The 16,738-nt window shown below is 71.5% G+C and carries 21 protein-coding genes and 2 tRNA genes; 11 read left to right on the top strand and 12 right to left on the bottom strand.

The features are described 5' to 3' along the window. The first annotated feature begins 1 nt into the window (after position 1). From ACWGO8_RS16565 to ACWGO8_RS16580, 4 genes are read left to right on the top strand one after another with little or no spacing between them, the layout of a single operon-like run. On the top strand, positions 2-1,495 hold the full coding sequence (locus ACWGO8_RS16565) for an ABC transporter ATP-binding protein (protein WP_452044098.1): 1,494 nt from the start codon (positions 2-4) through the stop codon (positions 1,493-1,495). Continuing rightward, the gene (locus ACWGO8_RS16570) at positions 1,492-2,271 is read left to right on the top strand and encodes an energy-coupling factor transporter transmembrane component T family protein (RefSeq protein ID WP_452044099.1); all 780 of its coding nucleotides are present in this window, start codon (positions 1,492-1,494) and stop codon (positions 2,269-2,271) included. Before ACWGO8_RS16565 ends, ACWGO8_RS16570 begins: the two co-directional genes overlap by 4 nt. After that, on the top strand, positions 2,255-2,926 hold the full coding sequence (locus ACWGO8_RS16575) for an AAA family ATPase (RefSeq protein WP_452044100.1): 672 nt from the start codon (positions 2,255-2,257) through the stop codon (positions 2,924-2,926). Before ACWGO8_RS16570 ends, ACWGO8_RS16575 begins: the two co-directional genes overlap by 17 nt. A gap of 16 nt (positions 2,927-2,942) precedes the next feature. Further along, positions 2,943-3,203, top strand: coding sequence for a hypothetical protein (locus ACWGO8_RS16580; RefSeq protein WP_376954993.1), 261 nt, complete (start codon positions 2,943-2,945; stop codon positions 3,201-3,203). Between the two features lie 42 nt (positions 3,204-3,245). Here ACWGO8_RS16580 and ACWGO8_RS16585 read toward each other — a convergent pair whose 3' ends face one another. From ACWGO8_RS16585 to orn, 4 genes are all read right to left on the bottom strand, one after another. Next, entirely contained in the window at positions 3,246-4,499 is a 1,254-nt protein-coding gene (locus ACWGO8_RS16585; protein ID WP_452044101.1) for a hypothetical protein, read from the bottom strand. Positions 4,500-4,523: 24 nt separating this feature from the next. Beyond that, on the bottom strand, positions 4,524-4,871 hold the full coding sequence (locus ACWGO8_RS16590; protein ID WP_452044102.1) for a metallopeptidase family protein: 348 nt from the start codon (positions 4,869-4,871) through the stop codon (positions 4,524-4,526). Between the two features lie 102 nt (positions 4,872-4,973). Beyond that, a tRNA-His gene (locus tag ACWGO8_RS16595) sits at positions 4,974-5,049 on the bottom strand. Between the two features lie 44 nt (positions 5,050-5,093). Further along, entirely contained in the window at positions 5,094-5,714 is a 621-nt protein-coding gene (gene orn, locus ACWGO8_RS16600) for an oligoribonuclease (protein WP_376954990.1), read from the bottom strand. 121 nt (positions 5,715-5,835) lie between these two features. On the opposite strand from orn, the gene ACWGO8_RS16605 reads away from it, so the two are divergent. Beyond that, complete coding sequence (locus tag ACWGO8_RS16605; RefSeq protein WP_452044103.1) at positions 5,836-6,411, top strand: uridine kinase family protein; 576 nt, start codon at positions 5,836-5,838, stop codon at positions 6,409-6,411. Positions 6,412-6,414: 3 nt separating this feature from the next. Here ACWGO8_RS16605 and ACWGO8_RS16610 read toward each other — a convergent pair. Together ACWGO8_RS16610 and ACWGO8_RS16615 are read right to left on the bottom strand one after the other, a co-directional pair. Beyond that, a tRNA-Arg gene (locus tag ACWGO8_RS16610) sits at positions 6,415-6,487 on the bottom strand. Positions 6,488-6,518: 31 nt separating this feature from the next. After that, a complete protein-coding gene (locus ACWGO8_RS16615) occupies positions 6,519-7,745 on the bottom strand; it encodes a cation:proton antiporter (protein ID WP_452044104.1) in 1,227 nt (408 codons plus the stop codon). A gap of 137 nt (positions 7,746-7,882) precedes the next feature. Between ACWGO8_RS16615 and nadE the strand changes: the two genes are divergently transcribed. Then, entirely contained in the window at positions 7,883-8,704 is an 822-nt protein-coding gene (gene nadE, locus ACWGO8_RS16620) for an ammonia-dependent NAD(+) synthetase (RefSeq protein WP_452044105.1), read from the top strand. Between the two features lie 74 nt (positions 8,705-8,778). On the opposite strand, the gene ACWGO8_RS16625 is transcribed toward nadE, so the two are convergent. The 3 genes from ACWGO8_RS16625 to ACWGO8_RS16635 form a co-directional block, all read right to left on the bottom strand. After that, complete coding sequence (locus ACWGO8_RS16625) at positions 8,779-9,420, bottom strand: hypothetical protein (RefSeq protein WP_452044106.1); 642 nt, start codon at positions 9,418-9,420, stop codon at positions 8,779-8,781. Between the two features lie 77 nt (positions 9,421-9,497). Then, positions 9,498-9,851, bottom strand: coding sequence for a hypothetical protein (locus ACWGO8_RS16630; RefSeq protein WP_452044107.1), 354 nt, complete (start codon positions 9,849-9,851; stop codon positions 9,498-9,500). A gap of 155 nt (positions 9,852-10,006) precedes the next feature. Beyond that, positions 10,007-11,014: an aldo/keto reductase gene (locus tag ACWGO8_RS16635; protein WP_452044108.1), complete on the bottom strand. Its 1,008-nt coding sequence runs from the start codon at positions 11,012-11,014 to the stop codon at positions 10,007-10,009. A 17-nt stretch (positions 11,015-11,031) separates the two neighbouring features. Here ACWGO8_RS16635 and msrA point away from each other — a divergent pair, with 17 nt between their 5' ends. The 5 genes from msrA to ACWGO8_RS16660 all read left to right on the top strand — a co-directional run bounded on the left by msrA (position 11,032) and on the right by ACWGO8_RS16660 (position 15,124). Next, positions 11,032-11,556, top strand: a complete 525-nt coding sequence (gene msrA, locus ACWGO8_RS16640) for a peptide-methionine (S)-S-oxide reductase MsrA (RefSeq protein ID WP_452044109.1) — start codon at positions 11,032-11,034, stop codon at positions 11,554-11,556. 231 nt (positions 11,557-11,787) lie between these two features. Then, a complete protein-coding gene (locus ACWGO8_RS16645; protein ID WP_452044110.1) occupies positions 11,788-12,336 on the top strand; it encodes a single-stranded DNA-binding protein in 549 nt (182 codons plus the stop codon). Positions 12,337-12,448: 112 nt separating this feature from the next. Further along, positions 12,449-12,958, top strand: a complete 510-nt coding sequence (locus ACWGO8_RS16650; RefSeq protein ID WP_452044111.1) for a DUF6993 domain-containing protein — start codon at positions 12,449-12,451, stop codon at positions 12,956-12,958. A 5-nt stretch (positions 12,959-12,963) separates the two neighbouring features. After that, complete coding sequence (gene ettA, locus ACWGO8_RS16655) at positions 12,964-14,646, top strand: energy-dependent translational throttle protein EttA (RefSeq protein ID WP_452044112.1); 1,683 nt, start codon at positions 12,964-12,966, stop codon at positions 14,644-14,646. Between the two features lies 1 nt (position 14,647). After that, positions 14,648-15,124, top strand: coding sequence for an acyl-CoA thioesterase (locus ACWGO8_RS16660; protein ID WP_452044113.1), 477 nt, complete (start codon positions 14,648-14,650; stop codon positions 15,122-15,124). Positions 15,125-15,145: 21 nt separating this feature from the next. Here ACWGO8_RS16660 and ACWGO8_RS16665 read toward each other — a convergent pair whose 3' ends face one another. From ACWGO8_RS16665 to ACWGO8_RS16675, 3 genes are all read right to left on the bottom strand, one after another. Beyond that, on the bottom strand, positions 15,146-15,676 hold the full coding sequence (locus ACWGO8_RS16665) for a hypothetical protein (RefSeq protein ID WP_452044114.1): 531 nt from the start codon (positions 15,674-15,676) through the stop codon (positions 15,146-15,148). Positions 15,677-15,686: 10 nt separating this feature from the next. After that, positions 15,687-16,178, bottom strand: coding sequence for a QcrA and Rieske domain-containing protein (locus ACWGO8_RS16670; RefSeq protein WP_452044115.1), 492 nt, complete (start codon positions 16,176-16,178; stop codon positions 15,687-15,689). Positions 16,179-16,359: 181 nt separating this feature from the next. Continuing rightward, positions 16,360-16,738, bottom strand: a 379-nt coding sequence (locus ACWGO8_RS16675) for an acyl-CoA thioesterase (RefSeq protein ID WP_452044116.1), incomplete at its 5' end; no start/stop codon positions are given.

Genomic DNA, 16,738 nt, shown 5'->3' on the forward strand with positions numbered 1-16,738 from the left:
CATGACGACGCGTGATGCGTCGTCGCCGGGCGCGGCCTCCGTCGTCGCGCGCGGGTGGGGCTGGCGGCACGGCGGGCGGCGACTGCCCGCCGTGCAGGGCCTCGACCTCGAGATCCGGCCGGGCGAGCGCGTGCTCCTCCTCGGTGCCTCGGGGTCGGGCAAGTCGACCCTGCTGCACGGCATGGCGGGCGTGCTCGGGGGCGACGACGAGGGCGAGGTCCTCGGCGAGCTCCTCGTCGACGGACGACCCGCGGCGGCGGCGCGCGGCCGATCGGGCCTCGTGCTGCAGGATCCCGACGCCCAGGTCGTGATGGCACGGCTCGGCGACGACGTGGCGTTCGGCCTCGAGAACCTCGGCGTCGCCCGTCAGGAGATCTGGCCGCGCGTGCGGGCGGCGCTCGACGCGGTGGGACTCGACCTGCCGCTCGACCACGCCACCGCTGAGCTCTCGGGCGGCCAGCGCCAGCGACTCGCCCTCGCCGGAGTGCTCGCCATGCGGCCGGGGCTCATCCTGCTCGACGAGCCCACCGCCAACCTCGATCCGTCGGGTGTGCGCGAGGTGCGCGACGCCGTCGTCCGCGTCGCCGACGAGACCGACGCGACGCTCGTCGTGATCGAGCATCGGGTGTCGACCTGGCTTCCGGCGGTCGACCGAATCGTGGTCCTCGGCGCGGGCGACGGACTGCTCGCCGACGGCGCGCCGGAACCGGTGCTCGCCGCACGCGCGGCCGAGCTCCGGGCCGCAGGCGTCTGGCTCCCCGACGAGGTGCCCTGGCGCGCGCCGGCGCGCGACGTCTCGGCGGGGCGTCCACTGCTCACGACCGAGGGGCTCGACGTCGCCCGCGTGCCCGGCTCGCCCGTGCTGCGCGGCGTCGACGTCACCGTCGATGCGGGCGGCATCCTCGCCGTGACCGGGCCGAACGGCGCCGGCAAGTCGACGCTGGCGCTCACGCTGGCGGGGCTGCTGCATCCCGAGGGCGGTCGCATCGAGCCGTCGGATGAGCTCGCACGGGGACTCCGCGGCGAGCCGTGGCGCTGGCGCTCGCGCGACCTGCTCACGCGCATCGGCACGGTGTTCCAGAGCCCTGAGCACCAGTTCCTCACGGGATCGGTGCGCGCGGAGCTCGAGGTGGGGCCGCGGGCGCTGAAGCTGCCGGCCGACGAGCGCGCACGCCGCGTCGACGAGCTCCTCGCCGTGCTGCGCCTCGAGCGGCTCGCCGAGGCGAACCCCTTCACGCTCTCGGGCGGCGAGAAGCGCCGCCTCTCGGTCGCGAGCGCGCTGGCCACGCGCCCGCGCATGCTCGTGCTCGACGAGCCGACGTTCGGACAGGACGCCACGACCTGGCGGGAGCTCGCGCGCCTGATCGTCGACCTCCGCGACGACGGCGTCGGCGTCGTCGCCGTCACCCACGACGACGTCTTCGTCGACGCGATCGCCGATCGTCGCCTCGAGGTCGGTGCGGTCGCGCTGCCATCGGGCGGAGGCGCCCGATGAGCATCGCCGCCATCCGCCCGGGGCTGCCCCTCGCGACGATCAACCCCGTGGCGAAGATCGCCGCGACCGTGCCGCTGAGCATCGTGCTGGTGCTCACGCTCGATGCCGTGTCGGCGGCCGTCGCCATCGCGTGCGAGCTCGTGCTGTTCACGGCGGTCGGGCTCGGCCGCCTGCTGTGGTCGCGGCGCACCCTGCCCGTCTGGATCGCCGCACCGCTCACGGGCATCAGCATGGTGCTCTACGGCGCTCCATCGGGAGCCGTGCTGTGGGACTTCGGCGTGATCCACGTCACCGAGGGATCCGTGCAGATCGGCATCGCGACCACCCTGCGCGTCATCGCGATCGCGCTGCCTGCGGTCGTGATCTTCCTCACGATCGACCCCACCGACCTCGCCGACGGGCTCGCGCAGACCCTCCGGCTGCCGGCGCGGTTCGTGCTCGGCGCGCTGGCGGCGCTGCGTCTCGTCGGCTCGTCGATCGACGACTGGCGCACGCTCAGCCTTGCGCGGCGCGCGCGGGGCATCGCCGACCACGGCGTGATCCGGCGTGGACTCGGCCAGGCGTTCGCCCTGCTCGTACTCGCGATCCGGCGCGGCAGCACGCTCGCCACGGCCATGGAGTCCCGAGGGTTCGGGGCGCCCGGCGCTCGCACGTGGGCCCGGGTCGCGCACTTCCGCGGGCGCGAGTGGGTCGTCATCGCGGTCGGATGCCTCGTCGCGGCCATCTCGGCGACGGCGGCCGTCGCGACGGGGAGCTGGAATGTCATCTGGGCCTGACGCCGCGGCGACGGGCGCCGGTGGCGCACTCGTCGGCGCGCACGACGGCGAGCCCGCCGCCTCGGCGGTGGCCGCCGTGGTCGCGGCGGCTCGCGGCATCCGTGCACCCGTCGTGCTCATCGACGGACCGAGCGGCGCGGGCAAGTCGACGCTCGCTGATGCGCTGATCGAGCGCTGGCCCGGGCGGGCGCCGACCCTCGTGCGGCTCGACGACGTGTACCGGGGCTGGACCGGGCTCGAACGTGCCGGCGACGACCTCGCACGCACCCTCCTACCGCCGACCCGGCGAGGCGCCGTCGGCAGTTGGCGCCGCTGGGATTGGGCGCGCGACGCGCCGGGCCGTCTCGAGCACGTGCGGCCCGGACGGAACGGGCTCGTCATCGAGGGCTGCGGCGCGTTCACCGCCGGCGAACGCGCCGCCGATGCCGTGCGCGTCTGGGTCGACGCCTCCGACGCGACTCGCAAGCGGCGAGCGCTCCGACGCGATCGCGGCGCCTACGACCCGTACTGGGAACTGTGGGAGCGGCAGTGGCGACGGCACGTACGGCGCACGTCGCCCGAACGGCAGGCCATGGTGCGGCTCCGAGCGGCGCCCGACGGGCGCATCGAGCCCGGCATCGCCGCGGGCGCGGTGGCTGTGCACGCCCGAGAGTGAGGGATAACGTAGTGCCATGAGCGCAGACACGAGTCCAGCAGAGTACGTCGCCGAATTCATCGACGGCCCGCTCGAGGGCGACTTCGAGCACCGCGTCCTCGTGGGGGGCAAGGCCGAGGCGCGCGTCGGCATGATGGCCGCCGTCGACGGCCTCGAGTCGCTGTTCTGGTACGACGCGGTCGACGAGCGCGAGGTCAACGGGCAGCTGCGGGTCCGGTTCCGGTTCGACGCCGACGACTCCGACCCGGTGGAGTTCGACGAGGACGACAACGACTGACGTCATCGCTCGACGGTTCGCGAACTCGGCAACCCGTTCGGGTCAGGACGCCTGACCCGCGAGGAACGCGCCGATGACGGTGGCGGGGTTCGTGAGCCGCCACACCGGTCCGGGGTCGCGGATGTCGCCGGTGAGCCGCAGCGGCGAGGCGAGCTCGCCCGTCGCGGTCGCCACCGATACGCGTCCGACCTCCCGGCCCTCGGGCGCGGTCGAGAAGCCATCGACGGTGACGGACGCCTCGCTCGGAGCCTCGCCCCACGCGGCATCCGTGCGGCTCACCGAGGCGACGAGCTCGGCCTCGTCGCCCCACGGCGCCACCACGCGTGCGTAGGGCGTGCCCTCCGCGATGACCGTGACGGGGGCTGACGCGGCGGCGGCCGAGTCGACGGCGGCGGTGACGGCCGGGTCGAGCGTCTCGTAGTCGGGCATCAGGAGCATGGCCCCGGTGATGCGACGCAGGCCGTCGACGCCCTCGACCGCGGGCAGCTCGGTGGTGAAGACGTAGCTCAGGGCCGCCTGGTCGGTGAAGCTCCGGGTGATCGCGCGCACGGCGCCGTCGTCGGCACGTGCGACGAGGTCGGGCACGACGCGCGCACCGGGCGGCGCCTCCTCGGGGTCGTCGAGCATGGCCGCGAGCTGGTCGTCGGCGAGCACGAGTGCCGCGAGGCGCGCGAGCTCGTCGGCGGTGCCCACGTTGTCGCCCGAGAGTCCGGTCGCGTCGTCGACGCGGGTGGCGGTGAAGCCCTGCTCCGCGAGCCACGCGTTCGCGGCCTCGACGTAGGCGTCGGGCGAGCCGAACGCCCACCGCACGAGCGTGTCGGCGTGGTTGTTGCTCGACGCGAGCAGGACGGCACGCACGACGTCGCGCTCGGTCCAGGTCTCGCCGGGGGAGACCGGCAGCGCGCGCGAGCCCTCGCCCGAGTACCGCAGGTAGTCGACGTAGTCCTCGGGTCCGATCGGGATGGCCGGGCCCGCGCCGTCGGCGGGCAACGGGAGCGAGTCGAGTGTCACGCGGAGCGTGACGAGCTTGGCGGCGCCGCCGATCGGCACTGCCGCCGGGTCGCCGGCGCTCGCGATCGTCTCGGCGGTGCCGTCGTCGCCGACGACGGCGATGGCGCTGGCACCGGTCTCGGGCAGCGTGAGCGCGGAGACCTCGGCCGGAGCCGCGGCCGCGGACGTCGTGCGGACCGTGACGTCGGGGAGCGGACCGAGCAGCATCGCGGGGCCGTACACGCCGATGCCGAGGATGGCGAGGGCGCCGACGGAGATGCCGATGATCCGGCCGGGGGAGGTCATGCGTAGAGCGTAACCGGCGGGTGCTCAGGCCCAGCCCAGTTCGTGCAGCCGGTCGTCGTCGATGCCGTAGAAATGGGCGATCTCGTGCACGAGCGTGATGTGGATCTCCTCGCGGAGCTGCTCCTCGTCGTCGGCGACGGCCAGCAGCGGCTCGCGGTACAGGATGATGCGGTCGGGCATCTCGCCCATGCCGTAGCGGTCGCGCTCGGTCAGCGCGAAGCCGTCGTAGAGGCCGAGCAGGTCGAGGGAGCCGTCCTCGGGGCGGTCCTCGACGACGAACACGACGTTCTCGAGACCGTCGATCATCTCGTCGGGAAGCTGGTCGAGCTCGTCGACGACGAGGGCCTCGAACGCTTCGCCATCGAGTTCCACGACTGCTCCCGTCGGTGGCGGGGGATTCACGCTACTTGGGGTGAGTAACGGGGCTTGAACCCGCGACCTGCTCTTGGAACCGTACCGCGACCAGGCGCTCATTGGGGTGAGTAACGGGGCTTGAACCCGCGACCTCCTGGACCACAACCAGGCGCTCTACCAACTGAGCTATACCCACCATGTGTCGACCGCCGAGGCGATCGAGGCAACTGTAAGAGACTACTACACCTTCGCCTCGAACTCGTCCACCACGGCGGCGGCGAGCGTCTGCAGCTCCTGGCTCGACGGACCGGGGTCGGCGACGAAGATCGCGCGGCGGTAGTAGTGCAGTTCGCGGATCGACTCGAGGATGTCGGCGAGCGCGCGGTGGCCGCCGTTCTTGGCGGGGGAGTTGAAGTACGCCCGCGGGAACCAGCGCTTCGCGAGCTCCTTGATCGAGGAGACGTCGACGTTGCGGTAGTGCAGGTGCGAGTCGAGCCGCGGCATGAACTTCGAGATGAACCCGCGGTCGGTGCCGATCGAGTTGCCGGCCAGGGGAGCCTTCTGCTCCTCGGGGACGTGCTTCAGCACGTATTCGAGCACCTCGTATTCGGCCTCGGCGACGCTCACGCCGTTCGGGATCTCCTCGATGAGCCCCGACTCGGTGTGCATGGCGCGGACGAACTCGCCCATGTTCTCGAGCGCGCTCGCATCGGGCTTGATCACGATGCTCAGCCCGGCGTCGACGGGGTTGAGGTCGTAGTCCGTGATGACGACGGCGATCTCGACGAGCTCGTCGACCTCGAGGTCGAGCCCGGTCATCTCGCAGTCGATCCAGACCAGTCGGTCACTCGAGGTTGCCATGCGGCGAGTCTACCGGGGGCGTCGGACACGCCGGCCTCGCCCGGTGTGCTCGTCACGTGGGTCGTCGCGGGCGAATCGACGACGGATGCCTCGTGCGGCGCGTTGCTCGTAGGCTGGCGCGATGGCCTCCTTCGACGACCTCGTGCGCGCGGCCGACGAGCTGCGATCGCGGATGCCGCGGGCCGTCGTCGGGATCTCGGGCTTCGGGGGCGCGGGGAAGTCCACGCTCGCGCGGCGCCTCGTCGAGGCCGTGCCCGGCGCCGTCCGCCTGCGCGGCGACGACTTCATCGTGCCGTCGCGCGCCGGGGAGCGCTCGCCCGACTGGGCCATGGTCGATCGCCTGCGCCTGCGCACGGAGGTGCTCGAGCCGTTCCGAGCGGGCTCGCCGGGTCGCTTCCGTCGCTACGACTGGGCCACGTCGGAGCTCCTGCCGAGCGAGCCGCTGCCCGACGCCGGCCTGCTCGTGGTCGATGCGGTCGGCATCCTCCATCCCGATCTGGACGGACTGATCGACCTGAGCGTCTGGACCGATGTGGACCTCGACACCGCGACCGCGCGGGGCAAGTCCCGCGACCGTGCGGCCGGAAACGATCACGACCGGCTCTGGGACGACGTGTGGGTGCCGAACGATCGCGACTTCGCTGCGCGGTTCCGCCCGCGCGAACGGGCTGACCTGCGGTACGACGAGTCGGCGTGACGGTGCCCCCGGCAGGAATCGAACCTGCGACCGACAGATTAGAAGGCTGCTGCTCTATCCGCTGAGCTACGGGGGCCGGCCACGCCAGCATAGCGGGCCGTGCTGGATCACCCCTCGGTGGGCACGAAGGCGTCGTCCTCGCGCGTGCGGGCCGCGGCATCCGGCGATCGCCTGCGCAGCGCCAGTGCGATGAGCGGGAACAGCAGCACCGAGAGCATGCCCGCCCCGACGAGCGCCGAGGCGGTGCCGCTGGCGAGGTCGCCCGCCTCGACGCCGATGGCCGTGACCGCGACGATGATCGGCAGGCCGGTCGCGCCGAACAGGCCGATGGCCGCCCGATCGCGCACACTCGACCCCGCGGGCGCGGCGAGGAGCGACGGCAGCCCGCGCACGACGAGCAGCAGCACGAGGAAGATCGGCACGAGCGCGAGCGTGCGGGGATCGGCGAGGAGAGCGTCGAGGTCGAACGTGACGCCCGTGAAGATGAAGAAGATCGGCACGAAGAAGCCGTAGCCGAGCGCCTCGACCTTGCTCTCCATCATCTCGATGTCGTGCTTCGGCGCTCCCGACAGCAGCAGTCGGTAGATGACTCCGGCCGTGAACGCGCCGAGGAGCATGTCGAGGTCGAGTGCGAGGCTGAGCGTCACGAGCGCCATGATCACGAGCACCACGAGTCGCACGCCGAACTGGCCGCTCGTGTGCAGCGTCGCCGTGATGACGCGATGCACGCGATGACGCACATCGCGTGTGGCGAGCCAGATGCCCGCGGCCGCGACGACGGCGAAGCCGAGCAGCACGAGGGTCGCGACGAGGGGGGAACGGCCGCTGAGGAAGAGCGAGATCGCGAGCAGCGGCCCGAACTCGCCGATGGCGCCGAGCGCGATGACGGCGATCCCGAAGGGCGTGCGCAGATCGCCCGAGTCGCGCAGCACGGGCATGATCGTGCCGAGCGCCGTCGAGGTCAGGGCGATGCCGATGAAGGCCGCCGCGCCGAGGCTCGGCGCGAAGAGCACGGCGATGCCGAAGCCGGCGGCGAGCGAGACGATCCAGCCGATCGCGGCGCGGCCGATGGGACGGCCACGGATGGCGCGGAAGTCGATCTCGCTGCCGGCCAGGAAGAACAGCATCGCGAGACCGAAGTCCGAGAACGCCTGCGCGAACGGCCCGGGCTGGATCCAGCCGAGCACTGCCGGCCCGAAGACGAGGCCGAGCACGATCTCGAACACGACGAGCGGGATCGCCACCCAGCGTCCCAGCCCACGGACGAGCAGCGGTGCCACCACCGCGATCGCCGGGATGAGGACCAGCGTCCCCAGCGAGTAGTCGACTTCCATGTCCGCCCCCAGGTCCCTCCGGCGATGGCCGCCCAGTCGCGATGCTACTGGAGGGGTGGGCGGGTCGGACGTCGAGCACTCGGATGCCGCGGACCCGTCGTCTCGCCCCGGAAACACGGCGGTTGTATCGTCGAGGAATGCGCGACGTGCAGGCGAGCATCATCGCCGAACTCAATGTCAGCCCGGTCATCGATCCCGCCGAGCAGGTGCGAGCTCGAATCGACTTCCTGAAGGCGTACCTCCGCACCTCGGGCGCCGCGGGCTTCGTCCTCGGGATCAGCGGCGGACAGGACTCGACCCTGGCCGGCATGCTCTGCCGCAAGGCCGTCGAGGAGCTCGTCGAGGAGGGCGACCGGGCCCGGTTCATCGCGGTGCGCCTGCCGTACGGCGTGCAGCGCGACGAGGCCGACGCCCAGGTGGCGCTCGCCTACATCCGCCCGCAGGAGACCGTCGTGTTCAACATCAAGGAGAGCGTCGACGAGCTCGCCGAGGAGTACGGCGAGGGCGTGGGCACGGCGCTCAGCGACTTCGGGAAGGGCAACGTCAAGGCGCGCATGCGGATGGTCGCCCAGTACGCGATCGCCGGCGAGGGCCGCCTGCTCGTCGTGGGCACCGATCACGCGGCCGAGGCGGTGACCGGTTTCTTCACGAAGTACGGCGACGGTGGCGCCGACATCCTCCCGCTCACCGGGCTGACGAAACGGCAGGGTCGCGCCCTGCTCGAGTACCTCGAGGCGCCCGAGGACATCCACCTCAAGGTGCCGACCGCCGACCTGCTCGATCACAACCCGGGCCAGTCCGACGAGGCGAACCTCGGGCTGAAGTACCACGACATCGACGCGTTCCTCGAGGGCGAGGACATCGATCCCGAGATCGCCGAGCGGATCGAGCAGCGGTTCCTGCAGACGCGGCACAAGCGCGCCGTGCCGGTGTCGATGTTCGATGACTGGTGGATCTGAACGCGTCCCGCCGTACGACGACGAGGGCCCGACCGCGGTGCGGTCGGGCCCTCGGGCGTTCGTGGCGGTGGGGCTCAGGCCCGCGCGTCGTCGAGCGTCGGGGTCGGCGCGGTATCTGCTCGGACCTCGGGGTCGATGGATGCCGCGGACTGGTAGCGCTCGTGGTGCTGGCCGGCGACCCAGGTGTCCTGCGCCTCGACGGCCACCTGCTCGGGCTCCTGACGCTGCGCGCGCCAGCGGACCAGGTCGTTCTGGAACTGCTTGCGTGTGCGTGAAGGTCGTCGCTGCCACTCGAGCATGCGGTCGCGGAACTCCACGACGGCGGGGTCGAGCTGGTAGCCGAACGTCGCGGACGCGCGCTTCAGTTCGTGGAGCTGGTGGGACGCCCAGTTGGCGGCGACGTCCGCGCCCCTGAGCGGGAGCAGGCGCACGAGGATGTCGGCCTGCCCGACCGCCCGGTCGGCGAGCACCTGCTCCTGCGGGGTGAGCGAGTTCCACACCGAGGCCTCGGTGGCCGCGTCGATGAGCGCCGCGATCGCCGCGTTCTTCGCCTCGCGGTCGCGCTGGGCGACCACACGGCGTATGGCCATCGAGGCGATCCACGACGCGAGCAGTCCGGCGACGAGCACCGCGACGAAGAGGACGATGCCCGCGTAGACCGTCGGTCGTGCGGCGCTCGAGGTGAGCCAGGAGATGAGGTCGTTCCACCACTGCATGAGCGCAGGCTACCGGCGGTCGGCCGCGCCGCGGCCGAGGCGGCGCGGCGTGCCCGGATCACGGTCGCGCCCCCCGATCAGCGGAAGCACTCCGCGGCATCCGTCGGCGACCAGAACTCGCCGAGCTCGATCGAGCGCAGGCCACCGCGGAGCAGGCGCCGCGCGACGAATCGCTCCTCGCCGTCGCGCTGGCGCAGTTCGATGTGGCCGAGCACCGGGCCTCCGATGAGCGCCACGCGCCAGAGCCCGGGCGCCGCGGTGATGATCGACAGGCCGCGCGGCGCGGGCGGCGGGGCATCCGCTCGATCGTGGACGACCGGCGCGCCGGCGGTTCGGCCGACCGCGCCCACGGCGGGCACGGGCGCGCCGAACTCGACGTCGGTGAGTTCGGGCTGAATGGATACGGGTGCGGTGAGCACAGTGGCGGACATGGCGCTCCTCTCGTCGTGCAGCCGGCCCTGCGTGTGATTCGAAGATACGTTCGACCACCGACATCCATCGCAACCGTCGGATCAGGTGGACCCGAGAGCATGCGACGGGGCGCCCGACCAGCAGGTCGAGCGCCCCGGACAGCCGGTGCCGCGGCTCAGCCGAGCACGGTGCCGTCGGCTGCGAACGGCTCGAGGCGCGCGATCTCGTCTTCGCCGAGGGGTGCCGCGTCGAGGGCGGCGACGTTCTGCTCGAGCTGGGCGACGCTCGACGCGCCGATGAGCGCGCTCGCGACGAGCGGCTCGCGCAGCACCCATGAGAGGGCGAGCTGGGCGATGCTCTGGCCGCGCTCCTTCGCGACCGCGTCGATGCCGCGGATGCGCTCGAGGTAGTCGTCGCTGATCTTCTCGGCCGAGAGGAAGCGGCTCGTCGCGGCTCGCGAGTCGGCGGGCACCTCGCCCGACAGGTATCGGTCGGTGAGCAGCCCCTGCGCGAGCGGCGAGAACACGATGCTGGCGGCGCCGACCTCCTCGAGCACGGGGAAGAGCCCGTCCTCGATGTGGCGGTCGAACATCGAGTAGCGCGGCTGGTGGATGAGCAGCGGCACGCCCTCGGCCTCGAGCGCGGCGGCGGCCGCACGCGTCTGCTCGGGGTCGTAGTTCGAGATGCCCACATAGAGCGCCTTGCCCTGTCGCACCGCGTGCGCGAGCGCGCCCATCGTCTCCTCGATGGGCGTCTCGGGGTCGGGTCGGTGCGAGTAGAAGATGTCGACGTAGTCGAGGCCGAGGCGAGCGAGGCTCTGGTCGAGCGACGAGAGCAGGTACTTGCGCGAGCCGAAGTCGCCGTAGGGACCGGGCCACATCTCGTACCCGGCCTTCGACGAGACGATGAGCTCGTCGCGGTACTGCGCGAGGTCGTCGGCGAGGATGCGGCCGAAGTTCTCCTCGGCGCTGCCGGCGGGCGGGCCGTAGTTGTTCGCCAGGTCGAAGTGCGTGATGCCGAGGTCGAAGGCGCGGCGCACGATCGCGCGCTGGGTGTCCAGCGGGCGGTCGTGGCCGAAGTTGTGCCAGAGGCCGAGGGAGAGCGCGGGGAGCTTGAGTCCGCTGCGCCCGACCCGGTTGTAGCGCATGCGGTCGTAGCGTTCCGGAATGGCGACGAAGGTCATCCCGTTACTCTATGGCGATGGAAAGCTACGTTCTGGCGGGTGGCTGCTTCTGGTGCCTCGACGCCGTCTACCGCACACTCAAGGGCGTCGACGACGTCGTCTCGGGGTACACGGGCGGCTCGACGCCGAACCCGAGCTACGAGGCCGTCTGCACCGGCGCGACGGGCCACGCCGAGGTCGTGCGCGTCGACTTCGACCCCGACGTCATCCCACGCGAGGTGATCCTCGACGTCTTCTTCTCGCTGCACGACCCGACGCAACTGAACCGCCAGGGCGCCGATGTCGGTACCCAGTACCGCTCGGCGATGTTCCCGGCCGACGACACGCAGCGCGAGCAGTTCGAGGCCGCGCGCGAGCGTGCCGCGGACTGGTGGCCCGGCGACATCGTGACGACGATCGAGCCGCTCGGCGACTTCCACCGCGCCGAGGAGTACCACCAGGACTTCTTCGCGAAGAACCCCGGCCAGGGCTACTGCCTGGCGGTCGCGCTGCCCAAGGTGAACAAGATCCGGCGCTCGTACGCCGACTACGTGCTCGCCTGACGGTTGGCTCGATCGGCGGCTTGCTCGATCGGCGACTCGCTCGTTCGGCGACTCGTCCTCGACAGCGCCCTCGTGACGGATGCTCCGCACGGGGGCGCTTCGTCGTCCTCCGTCGCGGCGGCGGCGCGGCGATGCTGGTGCGACGCGGCATCCGGGGCCTGATCCGGCACGAGCAGCTCCGGATGCCGCGAGCCGCCGATTTCGCGGCGGCGCCGACTCGAGGAGCACATCATGACCGACACCATCACCGTCACGGGCGTCGTGGGCAGCGAACCGCGCCTGCACGTGACGACGCAGGGACTCGCGATCGCGTCGTTCCGGCTGGCGTCCACGCGGCGCTACTTCGACCGGGCGAAGGGCACGTGGGAGGACGGCGAGACCAACTGGTACACCGTCTCCGGGTTCCGCCAGCTCGCGAGCAACGCCATCGCCTCGGTGCACAAGGGCGACCGCGTCGTCGTGCACGGCAGGCTGCGGGTCCGCTCGTGGGAGAACGGCGAGAAGTCCGGCCTGGCCGTCGAGATCGAGGCGGATTCGATCGGGCACGATCTCTCGTGGGGCATCACGTCGCTCACCAAGGTGCGCCGCGAGGCGGCGGGCGACGGCGAGCAGCCGAGCGCGACGAGCGAGTCGAACACGTGGCCCGGGGTCGCGCCGCAGCTCGCGGGCGGTGACGAGGAGCTCTCCGCCCGCGACGGCTTCGCCGAGGACGTCGACGCCGCCGACGACGACGTCGACGGGGCTCGGGAGGACCGCCCGCAGCTCGAACCCGTCTTCTGAACCCCCGCCCGCTCCACGACGCCAACCGGTCGGCGGCACCACCTAGACTCGCCTCGGGCGGTCGCCGCCGCCGGAACGACTCGGGCGGTCGCGCCGCCGGAACAGGGGAGCCATGGCCGCGCGTGTCGGCACCGTCGCGGTCCTGGCGCTCGCCGGACTCGCACTCGCCGTGGGTGCGTGCGGCTGCGCGGCTGGAGGCTCCGCACACGTCGAGAGCCCGACGCCGAGCGCGGTGACGGATGCATCTGACGAGCGTTCAGCGACCGCTTCGCCGACGCCGGTTGCGCCGGCGACGCTGAGCCCGCATCTTTCTGCGGCCGAGAACCTCGCGTTCTTCGACGCGGTCAACCTCGGCGTGGTCTCGGCGAACGCGGATGCCGGTGGGCGCGACTTCATCGACGCACTGGTTGCGGCCGGCTTCGACCGGGCGCAGATGCAGGTCACGGCCGATCGCACGACGGTCGACCTCGCAGCGGACTCGGTGCAGTTCTCGGTGCTGTTCCAGGGCGAGTGCCTGGTCGGGCAGTACGGCCCCGCCTCCGGCGGATACCACAGCGCGGTGCGCCCCGCGCTCGGCACCGGCGGCTGTCTCGTGGGCCAGACACGCCCCATAGACTGGTAGGCGACATGGCGGATTACATTTACTCGATGGTGCGCGCCCGCAAGGCGGTCGGCGACAAGGTCATTCTCGATGACGTCACGATGGCGTTCCTCCCCGGAGCCAAGATCGGCGTCGTCGGCCCGAACGGGGCCGGCAAGTCCACGATCCTCAAGATCATGGCCGGGCTCGACCACCCGTCCAACGGCGAGGCGCGGCTCACCCCCGGCTACAGCGTCGGCATCCTGATGCAGGAGCCGGTGCTCGACGAGTCGAAGACCGTGCTCGAGAACGTCCAGGAGGGCGTCGGCCCGATCAAGGCGAAGCTCGACCGGTTCAACGAGATCTCGGCGGCGATGGCCGACCCCGACGCGGACTTCGACAAGCTGCTCGCCGAGATGGGCACGCTGCAGGAGGACATCGACGCGGCCGACGCGTGGGACCTCGACTCCCAGCTCGACCAGGCGATGGACGCGCTGCGCTGCCCGCCGGGCGACAGCCCGGTCTCCGTCCTCTCGGGCGGTGAGAAGCGCCGCGTCGCGCTCTGCAAGCTGCTGCTCCAGAAGCCCGACCTCCTGCTCCTCGACGAGCCCACCAACCACCTCGACGCCGAGAGCGTGCTCTGGCTCGAGCAGCACCTGGCGAAGTACCCCGGCGCCGTGCTCGCGGTCACGCACGACCGGTACTTCCTCGACCATGTCGCGGAGTGGATCTGCGAGGTCGACCGCGGCCGCCTCTACCCCTACGAGGGCAACTACTCGACGTACCTCGAGAAGAAGGCCGAGCGCCTCCAGGTCCAGGGCAAGAAGGACCAGAAGCTCCAGAAGCGACTGAAGGACGAGCTCGAGTGGGTCCGTTCGAACGCCAAGGGCCGCCAGGCGAAGTCGAAGGCGCGTCTCGCGCGCTACGAGGAGATGGCAGCGGAGGCCGACCGCACGCGGAAGCTCGACTTCGAGGAGATCCAGATCCCGCCGGGGCCGCGTCTCGGCGACGTGGTCCTCGAGGCGAAGAAGCTCGAGAAGGGCTTCGGCGACCGCTCGCTCATCGACGGGCTCAGCTTCTCGCTCCCGCGCAACGGCATCGTGGGCATCATCGGCCCGAACGGCGTCGGCAAGACGACGCTGTTCAAGACGATCGTCGGGCTCGAGCCGCTCGACGGCGGCGACCTGAAGGTCGGCGAGACCGTGAAGATCTCCTACGTCGACCAGTCGCGCGGCGGCATCGACCCCAACAAGTCGCTCTGGGAGGTGGTCTCCGACGGGCTCGACTACATCCAGGTCGGCAAGACCGAGGTGCCGAGCCGCGCCTACGTCTCGACGTTCGGCTTCAAGGGACCCGACCAGCAGAAGAAGGCCGGCGTGCTCTCGGGTGGTGAGCGCAACCGCCTGAACCTCGCGCTCACGCTCAAGCAGGGCGGCAACCTGCTGCTGCTCGACGAGCCGACGAACGACCTCGACGTCGAGACGCTGTCGAGCCTCGAGAACGCGCTCCTCGAGTTCCCCGGCTGCGCCGTGGTCATCACCCACGACCGGTGGTTCCTCGACCGCATCGCGACGCACATCCTCGCCTACGAGGGCACCGACGACGATCCCGACAACTGGTACTGGTTCGAGGGCAACTTCGAGGCGTACGAGGCCAACAAGGTCGAGCGCCTCGGCCCGGAGGCCGCGAAGCCGCATCGCTCGACGTACCGGAAGCTCACGAGGGACTGAGATGCGCCTCCACGTGCCGACGCCGCTCCGCTGGAGCGACCTCGATGCCTACGGCCACGTGAACAACGCCCGGATGCTGAGCCTCCTCGAGGAGGCTCGCATCCAGGCGTTCTGGGTGAGCGACGACACGTCCGAGCATGCGGTCGGCGCATCCACGGCCGTGCTCGACGCGACTCCGGGCGCGACCACCATCACGCTCATCGCGCGCCAGGAGGTCGAGTACCTCGCGCCGATCCCGTACCAGCGCCAGCCGGTCGACATCGAGCTGTGGATCGGGCACATGGGCGGCGCGAGCCTCGACGTCTGCTACGAGGTCTTCTCGCCTCAGGGCGTCGAGCCGCGCGTGCTGTACACGCGAGCGGTGACCACGATCGTCCTCGTCGACGCCGCGACCGAGCGGCCGCGCCGCATCGACGATCGCGAGCGCGCGGCCTGGGAGCCCTATCTGGGCGAGCCCATCACCTTCCGCCGTCGCTGAGGCGCGTCTGCTCGAGCAACGTCACTGCTCGAGCGGCTCGTCGCTGAACGACCCCTCCCAGACGGCTCGACTGCCCGACTCGCCGATCTGGAAGACCGTCCACGAGGCGCCGGCGGTCACGCCCAGTGCGGCGATCGTCAGCACCGCGCCCACGGCGATCCGGATGCCGCGTGCCGGGCGCCGATCGTCGGCGTCCACGGAGTCCGCCGAACGTCGCGCCGCTACCAGTTCGATCACCGCCCACGCCGCCACGAGCACCGCGACCCCGAGCAGCGCCCACAGCCACGGCACGATCGACTCGCCGATGCTCGTGTGCTCCTGGATCAGCGGCGCCACCGGAACGCGGGCCTGCAGCCACTTGCCGGCCTCGATCGTGACGAGGCCGAGCGGCACGAGCAGCGCGGCCGCGATGAGGACCGGCAGCCACAGCACGCGCCGCGCGGCCGGCCAGGCCGCGATCACGACGAGCGCGAGACCCACGAGCGGCACGAGCACAATGACCGCGTGCACGAGCAGCACGTGCAGCGGCAGGTCGTCGAAGACGTAGTCCATGCGCGGCCGCTCAGGAGGCCGCGACGATGCGGTCACCCGACACCGACACCGCGATCGGCGAGAGCGGCTCGAGCGCCGGCCCGTTCAGCACGTCGCCCGTGGCGGCGTCGAACCTCGAACCGTGGCACGGGCAGTCGAACTCCGACCCGGCGGCGGCGACCACGCACTGCTGGTGCGTGCAGATCGCGCTGAACGCGACGACCTGCCCGGCCGTCGGCTGCGCGATGAGCGCAGGCTGTCCGTTGATCGTCGCGTCGATGCTGCCGCCGACCGGCACGTCGGCGAGCGCCGCGACGTCCTCACCGACGGCCGGCGCATCGGGTGCGGTCGTCGGCTCGGTCCCGGGCTCCTCGGTGAGCGTGGGCGACGGCGACGCGGTCGGGGACGCGCTGCCGTCGGAGGCATCCGCCGAGCAGCCGGCGAGCACGAGTGCGCCCCCGAATGCGCCGAACGACCCGAGCGTCAACATGGTGCGCCTCGTGAGGTCGGTGGGATCCGTCATCGCCTGAGCTCCTCGCGTCTCGCCATCGCTCGCGCCGTGCGCGCGCCTTGCCCCATTCTGGGGTCGCCGGTGGTCGCAGGGCCGCAACCCACAGGATCTATTCAGTCGAATGGAACTCGCCTGACGCTTCCCGTTCGCACACCGGTGTCGAGACAACGAGACGGAGGAGCGATGCGTTCGGTCAGTCGAGCTCTTCGGAATGCGGCACGCGGACCATGCCCTCCTGCGCCACGCTCGCCACCAGCACGCCGTCGCGCGTGTAGATGCGGCCGAGCGACAGGCCGCGCCCACCGCTCGCCGACGGGGACTCCTGCACGTAGAGCAGCCACTCGTCGACGCGCGCATCGCGGTGCCACCACATCGCGTGGTCGAGGCTCGCCACCTTGAGTCCCGGCGTCGCCCAGGCGACGCCGTGGGCACGAAGCACCGGCTCGAGGATCGAGTAGTGGCTCGCGGACGCGAGCGCCCCCCCGGGGGTCTTCGGATAGTCGGGCAGACGGCCGAACGCCGTCAACCACACCCCCAGGCGCGGCACGCGCGCGCCCGCGACCCGGAGGTAA

This window comes from Agromyces sp. NPDC055661 (genome assembly GCF_053618135.1).

Coding starts and splice junctions, on each gene's coding strand:
- ettA (WP_452044112.1), top strand. CDS start 12,964: ATGGCGGATTACATTTACTCGATGGTGCGCGCCCGCAAGGCGGTCGGC.
- orn (WP_376954990.1), bottom strand. CDS start 5,714: ATGGCAACCTCGAGTGACCGACTGGTCTGGATCGACTGCGAGATGACC.
- ACWGO8_RS16570 (WP_452044099.1), top strand. CDS start 1,492: ATGAGCATCGCCGCCATCCGCCCGGGGCTGCCCCTCGCGACGATCAAC.
- ACWGO8_RS16645 (WP_452044110.1), top strand. CDS start 11,788: ATGACCGACACCATCACCGTCACGGGCGTCGTGGGCAGCGAACCGCGC.
- ACWGO8_RS16630 (WP_452044107.1), bottom strand. CDS start 9,851: ATGTCCGCCACTGTGCTCACCGCACCCGTATCCATTCAGCCCGAACTC.
- msrA (WP_452044109.1), top strand. CDS start 11,032: ATGGAAAGCTACGTTCTGGCGGGTGGCTGCTTCTGGTGCCTCGACGCC.
- ACWGO8_RS16575 (WP_452044100.1), top strand. CDS start 2,255: ATGTCATCTGGGCCTGACGCCGCGGCGACGGGCGCCGGTGGCGCACTC.
- ACWGO8_RS16615 (WP_452044104.1), bottom strand. CDS start 7,745: ATGGAAGTCGACTACTCGCTGGGGACGCTGGTCCTCATCCCGGCGATC.
- ACWGO8_RS16665 (WP_452044114.1), bottom strand. CDS start 15,676: ATGGACTACGTCTTCGACGACCTGCCGCTGCACGTGCTGCTCGTGCAC.
- ACWGO8_RS16580 (WP_376954993.1), top strand. CDS start 2,943: ATGAGCGCAGACACGAGTCCAGCAGAGTACGTCGCCGAATTCATCGAC.
- nadE (WP_452044105.1), top strand. CDS start 7,883: ATGCGCGACGTGCAGGCGAGCATCATCGCCGAACTCAATGTCAGCCCG.
- ACWGO8_RS16670 (WP_452044115.1), bottom strand. CDS start 16,178: ATGACGGATCCCACCGACCTCACGAGGCGCACCATGTTGACGCTCGGG.
- ACWGO8_RS16585 (WP_452044101.1), bottom strand. CDS start 4,499: ATGACCTCCCCCGGCCGGATCATCGGCATCTCCGTCGGCGCCCTCGCC.
- ACWGO8_RS16635 (WP_452044108.1), bottom strand. CDS start 11,014: ATGACCTTCGTCGCCATTCCGGAACGCTACGACCGCATGCGCTACAAC.
- ACWGO8_RS16650 (WP_452044111.1), top strand. CDS start 12,449: ATGGCCGCGCGTGTCGGCACCGTCGCGGTCCTGGCGCTCGCCGGACTC.
- ACWGO8_RS16605 (WP_452044103.1), top strand. CDS start 5,836: ATGGCCTCCTTCGACGACCTCGTGCGCGCGGCCGACGAGCTGCGATCG.
- ACWGO8_RS16565 (WP_452044098.1), top strand. CDS start 2: ATGACGACGCGTGATGCGTCGTCGCCGGGCGCGGCCTCCGTCGTCGCG.
- ACWGO8_RS16660 (WP_452044113.1), top strand. CDS start 14,648: ATGCGCCTCCACGTGCCGACGCCGCTCCGCTGGAGCGACCTCGATGCC.
- ACWGO8_RS16625 (WP_452044106.1), bottom strand. CDS start 9,420: ATGCAGTGGTGGAACGACCTCATCTCCTGGCTCACCTCGAGCGCCGCA.